Origin of the sequence: Peptoniphilus duerdenii ATCC BAA-1640 (assembly GCF_000146345.1) — a bacterium.
Taxonomy (GTDB): domain Bacteria; phylum Bacillota; class Clostridia; order Tissierellales; family Peptoniphilaceae; genus Peptoniphilus_B; species Peptoniphilus_B duerdenii.
Genome location: NZ_GL397071.1, coordinates 260363 through 270841, shown reverse-complemented (window position 1 = coordinate 270841; position 10479 = coordinate 260363). Strand labels below are relative to the sequence as shown.

At 34.6% G+C, this 10479-nt stretch carries 10 protein-coding genes and 1 tRNA gene; all 11 read left to right on the top strand.

Annotation, left to right across the window (positions count from 1 at the left end):
* Nucleotides 1-315: EF-Tu C-terminal domain-related protein (locus HMPREF9225_RS01195; RefSeq protein WP_008901091.1), on the top strand; the 315-nt coding region annotated here is incomplete at its 5' end.
* Nucleotides 316-352: 37 nt separating this feature from the next.
* A tRNA-Arg gene (locus HMPREF9225_RS01190) sits at nucleotides 353-428 on the top strand.
* Between the two features lie 20 nt (nucleotides 429-448).
* Entirely contained in the window at nucleotides 449-913 is a 465-nt protein-coding gene (locus tag HMPREF9225_RS09715; protein WP_008901090.1) for a rhodanese-like domain-containing protein, read from the top strand.
* Nucleotides 910-2070, top strand: a complete 1161-nt coding sequence (locus HMPREF9225_RS01180; protein WP_008901089.1) for a CaiB/BaiF CoA transferase family protein — start codon at nucleotides 910-912, stop codon at nucleotides 2068-2070. Before HMPREF9225_RS09715 ends, HMPREF9225_RS01180 begins: the two co-directional genes overlap by 4 nt.
* 234 nt (nucleotides 2071-2304) lie before the next feature.
* Nucleotides 2305-3201, top strand: a complete 897-nt coding sequence (locus HMPREF9225_RS01175) for an alpha/beta hydrolase (protein ID WP_008901088.1) — start codon at nucleotides 2305-2307, stop codon at nucleotides 3199-3201.
* Nucleotides 3202-3395: 194 nt separating this feature from the next.
* Complete coding sequence (locus HMPREF9225_RS01170) at nucleotides 3396-5144, top strand: ABC transporter ATP-binding protein (protein WP_008901087.1); 1749 nt, start codon at nucleotides 3396-3398, stop codon at nucleotides 5142-5144.
* A complete protein-coding gene (locus tag HMPREF9225_RS01165) occupies nucleotides 5141-6862 on the top strand; it encodes an ABC transporter ATP-binding protein (protein ID WP_008901086.1) in 1722 nt (573 codons plus the stop codon). The genes HMPREF9225_RS01170 and HMPREF9225_RS01165 overlap by 4 nt, the downstream gene beginning before the upstream one ends.
* A 10-nt stretch (nucleotides 6863-6872) precedes the next feature.
* Nucleotides 6873-7454 carry an MptD family putative ECF transporter S component gene (locus tag HMPREF9225_RS01160; protein WP_040551255.1) on the top strand — a complete coding sequence of 194 codons (582 nt, stop codon included), beginning with the start codon at nucleotides 6873-6875 and terminating at the stop codon, nucleotides 7452-7454.
* Nucleotides 7454-8149 carry an energy-coupling factor transporter transmembrane component T gene (locus tag HMPREF9225_RS01155; RefSeq protein WP_008901084.1) on the top strand — a complete coding sequence of 232 codons (696 nt, stop codon included), beginning with the start codon at nucleotides 7454-7456 and terminating at the stop codon, nucleotides 8147-8149. The genes HMPREF9225_RS01160 and HMPREF9225_RS01155 overlap by 1 nt, the downstream gene beginning before the upstream one ends.
* Nucleotides 8143-9534: an ATP-binding cassette domain-containing protein gene (locus tag HMPREF9225_RS01150; protein WP_040551254.1), complete on the top strand. Its 1392-nt coding sequence runs from the start codon at nucleotides 8143-8145 to the stop codon at nucleotides 9532-9534. The genes HMPREF9225_RS01155 and HMPREF9225_RS01150 overlap by 7 nt, the downstream gene beginning before the upstream one ends.
* Nucleotides 9531-10463, top strand: a complete 933-nt coding sequence (locus HMPREF9225_RS01145) for a helix-turn-helix domain-containing protein (protein WP_008901082.1) — start codon at nucleotides 9531-9533, stop codon at nucleotides 10461-10463. Before HMPREF9225_RS01150 ends, HMPREF9225_RS01145 begins: the two co-directional genes overlap by 4 nt.
* The last annotated feature ends 16 nt before the right edge of the window (nucleotides 10464-10479 follow it).

Here is a 10479-nt window from a genome sequence, read left to right as displayed (position 1 = left end):
CAAGTACTAGCAGCACCAGGAACAATTCACCCACACAAAAGCTTCGAAGCAGAAGTATACGTACTAACAAAAGAAGAAGGTGGAAGACATACCCCATTCTTCAACGGCTACAGACCACAATTCTACTTCAGAACCACAGACGTAACAGGCGACATCCAACTACCAGAATCAGTAGAAATGGTAATGCCAGGAGATAACGCAACATTCAAAGTAGAACTAATCACACCAATCGCAATGGACGAAGGACTAAGATTCGCAATCCGTGAAGGTGGAAGAACAGTAGCATCAGGAGTTGTTTCAAAACTTCTTGACTAAGAGAATTAAACGGGTTTTACGCCCGTTTTTTTTATAAGCGCCTATAGCTCAGTGGATAGAGCGTCAGTTTCCGAAACTGAAAGTCGGAGGTTCAATCCCTCTTAGGCGCTCCAAAAAACACAAGGAGGAAAAGATGAAAGCACTAAAAAACATATTGATAGTAATACTTATTGCAGCACTAGGATTCTTAGGATACTTATTTTACAAAAATATAAGCGAAAACAAAGATACAAATAAAAATACCATAGTAGAAGAAAAAGAAAATCCAGAAAACGAAGATGAAGATATAGCCGTTGACGAAAAGAATATCAACGACCTAAAAGAATATCTTCTAGAAGATATCTCCATGGTAATAGTTGACCTAAGGGACATAGACAGCTATAACGAAGGTCATATTGAAGGGGCAATCTCCATTCCATTTGAAAAAATAGAAGAGCTAAGCCAAACAAATCTACTAGACAAAGAACAAAATATCTACGTCTACTCAGGAACTAAGGAAGACTCAGACAAAGGTGCAAAAGCACTAACTAAGCTAGGATACACAAATGTTCACAGTCTAGGAAGCATCGACGAATACGAAGGAGAAAAGATAAATTGAAAGCACTGGAAAATGTAAAGATTCTAGACTTCACAACTCTTTTGCCAGGACCATATGCAACCATGGTGCTTGCAGATTTTGGAGCAGAAGTTATAAAAATAAGCTCAAAATCCAAACACGATTTAGTTTTGGAAGCAGAACCAAAAGTGGAAGGGATATCACAGAATCAACTCTGGTTAAACAGAAATAAATCCACCATATCACTTAACTTAAAATCCAAGGAAGCGGTGGAAATAGTAAAAGAGCTTGCAAAAGATGCGGATGTAGTGGTAGAACAATTTCGTCCAGGAGTAATGAAATCCTTGGGACTTTCTTACGAAGATATAAAAAAAGTGAACCCAGAAATAATCTACTGCTCAATCACTGGATACGGACAGGATGGACCGATGGCAAATAGAGCAGGTCACGATATAAATTTCTTGGCTAAGTCAGGAATCTTGGCATCTTCAGGCAGAAAAGAAGAAGGACCAGTGCTATACTCAACCCAGCTAGGTGACCTTGCAAGTGGTGCAAGTAACGCAATAATAGGAATACTTCTTGCTCTAAATTATAAAACTAAAACAGGCAAGGGACAATACATCGACATCTCCATGATGGATGGACTGATCCCACTTAACTCTCTATACGGAAATGGATACTTGGGAGGAGGAGCACTTCCAACGCCTGAGGGAGACTTCTTAAACGGAGGCTCTTGCTATGATTTCTACAGAACAAAGGATGATAGATTTATCTCAGTAGGAAGTCTTGAACCTAAGTTTTGGCAAATATTTACAAAGGCAATAGATAGAGAAGATCTAAAAGATAAATCCGCCTACGACGCTTCTATAAAAGAAGAAATCAAAAGTAGAATAAAAGAAAAGACTTTTAAAGAATGGATGGATATCTTTAACGGACTAGATGCCTGCGTAGAAGGAGTCTTAAACTTAAAAGAAGTGCTAGAAGATCCACATACAAAGGGCAGGGGAATGGTAATCGAGTTCAAAGTTAAAAACACAACGAACAAACAATTTGCAAACCCAATAAAACTTTACAAAACACCTGCCATCTACGATCATCCAGGTAAAGAAATCGGTATAGACACAGAAAAGATATTGAAATCACTTAACTACACCGACGAAGAAATAAAAGAAATGGAAGAAAGAGACGTATTTAAATAAGGAGAAAAACCAAGATACTACTTCGTAACATGCCCAGACGGATATATGGTAGAAGTAATAAGAAGAGATTAAATAGAAATCGAATAAAAATAAACTGCTACAATTGTGGCAGTTTTTTATTTTATAAATTTTTAGGACTGAAGCTTAAAGATAAACACAGATTATTGACGGTGAAAAAATTTTGCAATATAATTATTTAATAATAATTATCAAAGTTTAAAGGGAGGAAGTAGTATGAGTTTTACATATAAGTTCGCAGAAACATTGGTCAAACTATCTGGAGCAAAGAAGCTATTCTTACTTCCGGAAGATAAAATTTTAAACTACGCGAGAAAGGCGAACGCAAAACATCCATTTACCGTGCCGACGGACAGAGATTTTATCTACGAGGTAGAAGAAATCGACGGATACAAGAATCTAATCGTCAAGAATAACGAAGAAAAAGCAGGTAGTGCCATTCTATTTCTTTATGGTGGAGGAAATATAACCTGCCCAGACAAAAGGGATTTGAAATTTGTAAAGAGGCTCGCAAAGGAAACGAAAAAAGATGTGTGGTTCTCCTACTATCCGCTTTGCATAGACAACTCCATCAAGGTGACCTATGAATTTCTCTACAAGACCTACGAAAATATGCTTAAATATTATTCAGAAGAGAATATTTCTTTTATAGGATTTTCTTCTGGAGCGGTAAATGCGTTGGGGGTGCTTCTATATAACAATGATGTTGGCAACTTGCCTATGCCTAAATTAATCGTAGCCGTGTCCCCTGGAGCGGTCTTTCGCACTGAGAGAGAAAAGAAAATGGCGGAAGATTTGCGGGACAAGGATGCGATAATCGCACCGGACTACTTGTACAATGTTGAACACATATCCACAAAAGGAGAAGATATTCCCGAATACATGATCTATGGACCGGCAGGAGATTTTTCAAACTTCCCGATGACCCATTTTTATTATGGAACTCACGAAGTAATCTACGCCTTTGCAAAGTCATTTGCAGATAGTTACGACAAGTACAAAGTGCCTTACAAGATGCATCTAGGCGAAGGTCTCTGCCACTGCTATCCACTTCTGACCTTCTTTCCAGAAGGCAAGGCAGCTCAAGAAGAAATAATTGAGATTTTAAAATAGAATAATATCCAAATTTTAAAAATTAATTGGAAATAAGACGGTAGAAATCTATCGTCTTTTTTGTTACAAAAATTTAAAGACAATCATATTTTATTTGAAATTTTTGACAGAATAATTTTTTTTGACTAGACAATAGAAAAAAAAGAAGATATATTAATATTAATTATCAAATAGCACATAGAAAGAAGGTTAATATGAAACTTTATAAGAAATTATTTTCCTATATGCCTGAAAGAAAAATCCATGGAATACTTGCGGCGATGCTAGCTGCAGTTGGAAATTTATTACAGTTTTATGCTTATTATTTAATCTGGATCTTGCTTAGAGATGTATTTTGTGGAGAAGATCTAATGAACCTTAAGATTTTCTCTATAAAAATTCTAGTTCTCTTTGCCAGCTGTAGTATCTTCTACTTTGGCGGGACATGGATGAGTCACTTAGCTGGATTTAGGCTTGAAACTAGGCTTCGTGAAAAAGGACTTAGGCATCTACTTAGGGCTTCAAATACTTTTTTTGACACCCATAACTCTGGTGAGGTAAGAAAGATAATCGACAACAATGTGGAACAAACACATATGATTGTGGCTCACCTCATAACAGATCAAACTATGGCAGCTTTAACTCCTATACTTATGATAGCCTTGACCTTTGCAATTGACATCTATCTTGGAATATTTTTTGTAATCATCATTCTACTCAGTATGTACTTACTCTACAAAATGATAGGAGACCAATCATTTATGAAGAAGTACATGGAGAAGCTAGATGAAATGAATGCTGGGGCTGTGGAATATGTAAGAGGAATGCCAGTGGTGAAGATCTTCAACACGCCACTTATCGGTTTTACAAAACTTTACGACTCAATCATGGTCTATAAGGACATGGTCTACAAATATTCGATGTCCTGCAGGATTCCCTATGTCCTTTTCCAATGGCTTTTAAATATTTTTATAATCACGCCAGTCTTTCTAGCGATATTTATGGTTTCAAAAGGACAAGATCCTAATATCTGGTCAGCAAAAATTCTATTTTTCACTTTATTTATGGGATTATTTTTCGTAGATCTAATGAAGATTATGTATGTTTCCATGTATGTTTTTCAAGCTAACTCTGCTGTAGATAATCTTGAAAATCTGTTCACAGAGATGAAAGAAAAAGAAATAGTTTTTGGTACACAAAAAGATTTACAAAAGAAGAATATAATCTTTAAAAATGTTGATTTTTCATACGATGACAAGAATAAGATTTTACATAATTTTTCTTTAAATCTTGACGAGAACAAAGTATATGCTCTTGTAGGTAGCTCTGGATCTGGTAAGTCTACCATTGCTAAGTTAATCTCTGGACTATATCCTGTGGATTCTGGAGAAATTTTAATCGGCGACAGAAATATTTCTTCCTACGATGGAGAAAGCTTGATGAAAAATATCGGTATAGTTTTTCAAAATCCTAAACTATTCCAAGGAATTTCGATTTTTGAAAATGTAAAACTCGCAAATAAAGATGCAGATGATGAAGAGGTCTACAAAGCCTTAAAGCTTGCCCGCTGTGATGACTTTATAGATAAGTTCAAAGACAAGTACGATGCGATAATAGGTGCTGAAGGGATAAATCTATCTGGTGGCGAGAAACAGAGAATCTCCATTGCGAGAATATTTTTGAAAGATCCAAAAATAATTATCCTTGATGAAGCTTCTGCAGCTGCAGATCCGGAAAATGAATATGAATTACAGATTGCATTTAAGGAGCTTATAAAAGATAGGACGGCAATTATGATTGCTCATAGACTTTCTTCGATTCGTGGAGTGGACGAAATTCTACTGGTAGAAGATGGAAAAATTCTAGAGAGAGGAAGCCACGATGAACTTATGAAGGAAGATAGCAGATATAAGAAGTTTATTGAAATGTACAATGAAGCAAATGAATGGAGGGTTGATCTATGAAGAACTATTTAAAAGATAGATTTGCACTTACAGACAAGGGTGCAGAAGGAACCATCGTTGCAACTAAATATTCTGCCTTAAAGAGTCTATCCTACATGCTTCCTATGTTTCTTCTTATGTATGTAATGCAAGGTCTCTTGGGTCTGGGAGAGTTTAATCTTAAGATTTCTGTCATTGCATATATAGTAATTGCCCTTATAATGATTTTCGTAATAAATAAAGATTACATCACAACCTATAATGAAACCTATAAAGAATCTGCAAATTTAAGGATTGAACTTTCTGAAATTATAAAGGACCTTCCCCTTAGTTTCTATTCAAAAAGAGATTTAACTGATTTTTCTCAAACGATTATGAAGGATGTTGAGGCAATGGAGCATGGTCTTTCTCATGCAGTTTCAGGTTTTTATGGCTTTATAATAAACCTAGTTATTATTTCCATTTTGTTGCTAATTGGAAATGTAAAGCTTGGTCTTGCAGTTATAGCTCCAATTTATATTTCTGCTATTTTGAATTTGACTTCCACCAAAATCCAAAAGAAGGCGACGGCGACCTACTACAAAGAACAGAGAAAGTCTTCGAAGATGTTCCAAGAACTAATAGATCTATCCACTGAAATCAAATCCTACAATTTGACTGAAGAAAAGGAAAAAAGTGGCATTGACTTTGTTAGGTCCTTAGAAAAGAAACACATTAAGTCAGAACTGGGACAAGTTATCCCCATTGTTTCTGCAACGGTTGTGGCAAACTTATCCCTAGCCCTTGCAATATATGTTGGATTAAATAGCTTGATAAATGGAGAAATAAATATCTTGTATTTTGCAGGCTACCTATTTGCTTCAGCAAGATTAATTGATGGAGTTGCTGCCTTTAACCAATTTTATGGAGAGTTAATGTACATGGATTCTCCAATAGAAAAGATAAAGGCACTTAGATCAGAAGAAATCCAACCGGGAAGAGAAACGGAATTTAAATCATTTGATATAGAAGGAAAAAATGTAGAATTTTCTTATCTCGATGATAAAAAAGTCATAGATAATATTTCATTTAAGGCTTTGCAGGGAAAAACTACTGCTCTTGTTGGTCCATCTGGTTGTGGGAAGTCCACTTTAATAAAATTGGTGGCAAGGCTCTATGATTATGACAGAGGAGAAATCTTAATTGATAAAAAAGAAATAAATAAATCGAGAACAGAAGATTTATTTAAACATATTTCCATGGTGTTCCAAGATGTAATTTTATTTAACGGTTCTGTAATGGAAAATATAAGGCTCGGCAGACCTACTGCAAGTGACGAAGAAGTGCTAGAAGCTGCAAAGCTCGCTAGCTGTGACGAGTTTGTAAAGAAACTTGAGAATGGATACGATACGGAAATCGGCGAAAATGGTTCTAACTTATCTGGTGGTGAAAGACAGAGAATATCCATAGCAAGAGCATTTTTAAAGGATGCAGAAATAATCCTACTAGATGAAATTGCGGCATCACTTGATGTGGAAAATGAAAAATATATCCAAGAATCTCTAAATAAATTAATTAAAAATAAGACGGTGATGATAGTTTCCCATAGGATGAAATCCATCAGAAATGTAGATCAAATCATAGTTATGAAAGATGGGAAGATAGAAGATTTTGGAAAACACGATGAACTTATAAAAAGTAGCAAAACCTACCAAAAGATGATTGAATCATCTAAAAAATCTGAAGAATTTATATATTAAGGAGGAAAAAATGAATAAATTTGGAATTCGAGATTTAATAAATGCAGGAGTATTTTCACTATTAACTGTAATGGCAACCTGGTGTGGAGGTATGATAGGTTTTATACCTGTACTTATGCCACTAGTTCCATTTGCCTGCGGTTTAGTTTCAGGACCTGTATTTATGCTTTATTCAACAAAGATAGATAAATTTGGAATGGTCTTAATTATGGGAATAGTATCTGGACTTGCATTTTCAATGTCAGGTCATGGTGCAATAGTTTTTTCTGCAATAGTTGCCTTATCCTTAATTTGTGAGATGATATTAAAAAAGGGAGGCTATAAATCAATAAAAACTGCAAGACTAACCTATACAGTCTTTATGATGTTTGCAGCTGTAAATTTAATACCAATTTATTTTGCTAGAGATGCCTTTGTACAATCCTTAATCGATAGAAATTATGGGGCTGAATATGCAGAAAAAATGTTATCTGTTATGCCAAACTGGTCCTTTATACCTATAGTTCTACTAGGTATGCTCGGTGGATATATAGGATGTACCATTGGAATTAAAATCTTAAATAAACATTTTAAAAAAGCGGGAATGGCTTAATGAAAATTGATTTTAGGACAAAATTATTTTTGACAATCATCATAGGATTATCTGCCACAGAAGGCTCCATCGGTATGAATTATAAATACCTTGGAATTTTGTTAGCTATATTTCCATACCTACTTGCAATCCTAGATAAAAAATGGTCCCTTATTGGTAAGGGACTTTTTTATACTGGGATAGCGGTAGTAGGACAGATAGTAGCATCCAAGTATCCAAATTCTTATTTAGGGATGGTTTTTAATCTCTACTGCGGAATAATACTTAGAATACTTCCGGGAGTGATGATGGGTTACTACACCGTTTCAACTACAAAGATGAGCGATCTAGTATATTCTCTAAAGAAAATCAAATTTCCAGACTACATAATCATACCAATTTCTGTCATGTTTAGATTTTTCTATTCTATAAAAGAAGATTACAAAATCATCGGGGAAGCTATGTACATGCATGGACTTACGATGAAAAATTTCTTTAAAAATCCAGCGAAGATACTGGAATATAGATTTGTGCCATTACTTATGATTGTATCTCAAACAGCGGACAATGTTGCAATATCTGCCATGACAAGAGGCATGAAAATGAATAAAGAGAGGTCTTCCATATCAAGTGCAAGGCTTAAAACGGCGGACTATGTCCTACTTAGTTTCGGAATTTGTATAATAATATTATTTATAAGGATAAAAATATGCTAGAATTTAAGAATTTCTCACTTTCATTCAAAGAAGATGAGGGAGAAAATAGAATACTTGAAGATATAAATTTAAAATTTGAAAAGGGATCTATAAATGTCATCACAGGCAGATCTGGATGTGGTAAATCATCTCTAATCAAGACTATAAATGGAATTATACCAGAAGTTGACAAGGCAAAGATGGAAGGGGATCTTTTATTTGATGAAGAAAGTATTTTGAAGATGGATATAACCGACAGATCAAAATTCATCTCAACAGTCTTTCAAAATCCAAAAAATCAATTCTACGCCATTAATTCCCTAGACGAAATCGCATTTGCACTAGAAAACAGGAATGTTTCTAGGGAGAAAATTTATGAAAAGATAGAATATTTTTCAAAACTACTAAATAGTCAGGATCTTTTAGGCAAGGATTTATTCAAACTATCTGGAGGGCAGAAACAACTAATAGCTATAAATTCTGTGGCGGTTATGGACAATGAAATATATATTTTCGACGAACCATCCGCATCCTTAGACAGAGAATCCATAGAAAAATTGACCCACTGCCTAGAGGTTTTAAAATCCTTGGGCAAGATAATAATCATCGCTGAGCACAGGCTTTACTATTTAAAAGAAATAATGGACAGACTACTTATAATTGAAAATCGGAAAATTTTATCCTATAGTAAAGATAGAATCTCAGAAGAAATACTTGAAAAGCACAGACTTAGAACCCTTAAAGACATAGAAAAAGAAGAACTTACAAGTAAAAGCTACGAAGTAAAGAACCTATTCGACCACAGTTTCGATGAAGAAAAATCACTTGTATGTAGAGATTTTACCTGCCAATATGAAAAAAATCCAAAGCTATTTGATTTTTCAATGAGCTTTGATCCGGGGATATATTTCATAATAGGAGCAAATGGAATTGGCAAATCTTCATTTATAAGAAATCTTTGCGGTCTTAATAAGAAGCAAAAAGGCGAAGTATTTTACAAAAATAAAAGAATAAAAAACCATGGAGACTATATTTCTCTAGTGATGCAGGATGTCAACTACCAGCTATTTACAGAATCCGTTTTAACGGAGATGAAGATAGTAACAGATGACGAAAAAAAGATTGAAGAAATATTAAAGAAACTAGAACTCTGGAATAGGAGAGAAAGCCACCCACAGAAGTTATCTGGAGGAGAAAAACAAAGACTCGCTCTGGGACTAGCAATGGCAAGTCCAAAGGAAATCGTGGTGCTCGACGAACCTACATCTGGACTGTGTTTTGAAAATATGAAAAGACTAATAGACATATTAAAAGAGATGAAAGATGAAGGAAAGACCATAATCGTCATAAGTCATGACTATGAATTTATAAAAAATTCGAAGGAAAATATAGTGGAGTTTGTATGAAAGAAAATAGACTTAAATCCTGGGGGTTCGAAGAATTTCCCACAGAGGATCCTAGAATTATAAATTATATAGGCTTAGAAAGCCCTGAAAATAAGATGACCTCTTACGAAATATTTCCGGGGGTCTTTGTACTCTACATCAGTCTAAAGAAGAAATACAATGCTAATAATTCTTCGACGGATGGGAACAGAGGCTATAGGATAGGATACTGCTATGAAGGCAATCATTTCACCTACATAAATAATACCAAGGTCCTCATAACTACAAATGAAATTTTCGTAGGAAAATCAATACCAAATTCAAAATTTTCTTCCACCACAAGCCATCGAACCACTGCATTTAACATAGTAATAGCAGATAAAATCTTGGATAAAAATTCCCCATACTTTCCATACATCGGAGAATTTATATATAAATTTAAAAATGTAAAAGACATGGGATGTGCCATTAAAAACGAAGATTTGGTAAAACTTGCAAATGAACTGATCCAAGCGCTTAAAGAAAAAGATATGCTGCTTATAAAATTAAAATCCTTGGAACTCATATATAGAATAGGAAAAGTTGGCATAAATCCAAGTAAGACCAATTATTTCACGGCAGGAGGGGATAAACTAATGGAAGAAGTAGAGCAATATATGAAAGAAAACCTGGATAAAAATCTAAACTTAGATCATCTAGCGAAAAAATTTAAAATATCAAAATCTACTCTAAACACAAAGTTCACAAGATCCTTCCAATACACGCCGATGAAGTATATCCAAAGATTAAAACTAATATATTCAGAGGACTTGCTTCTAAACACGGATAAATCCATACTAGAAATAAGCAATGATCTAAATTTTCAGAACCCATCTAACTTCAACAGAGCATTCAAAGATTTCACAGGACTTAGTCCTAGTAAGTATAGAAAACAAAATGAACCTGAATAATAAAATTTAGGTTCTT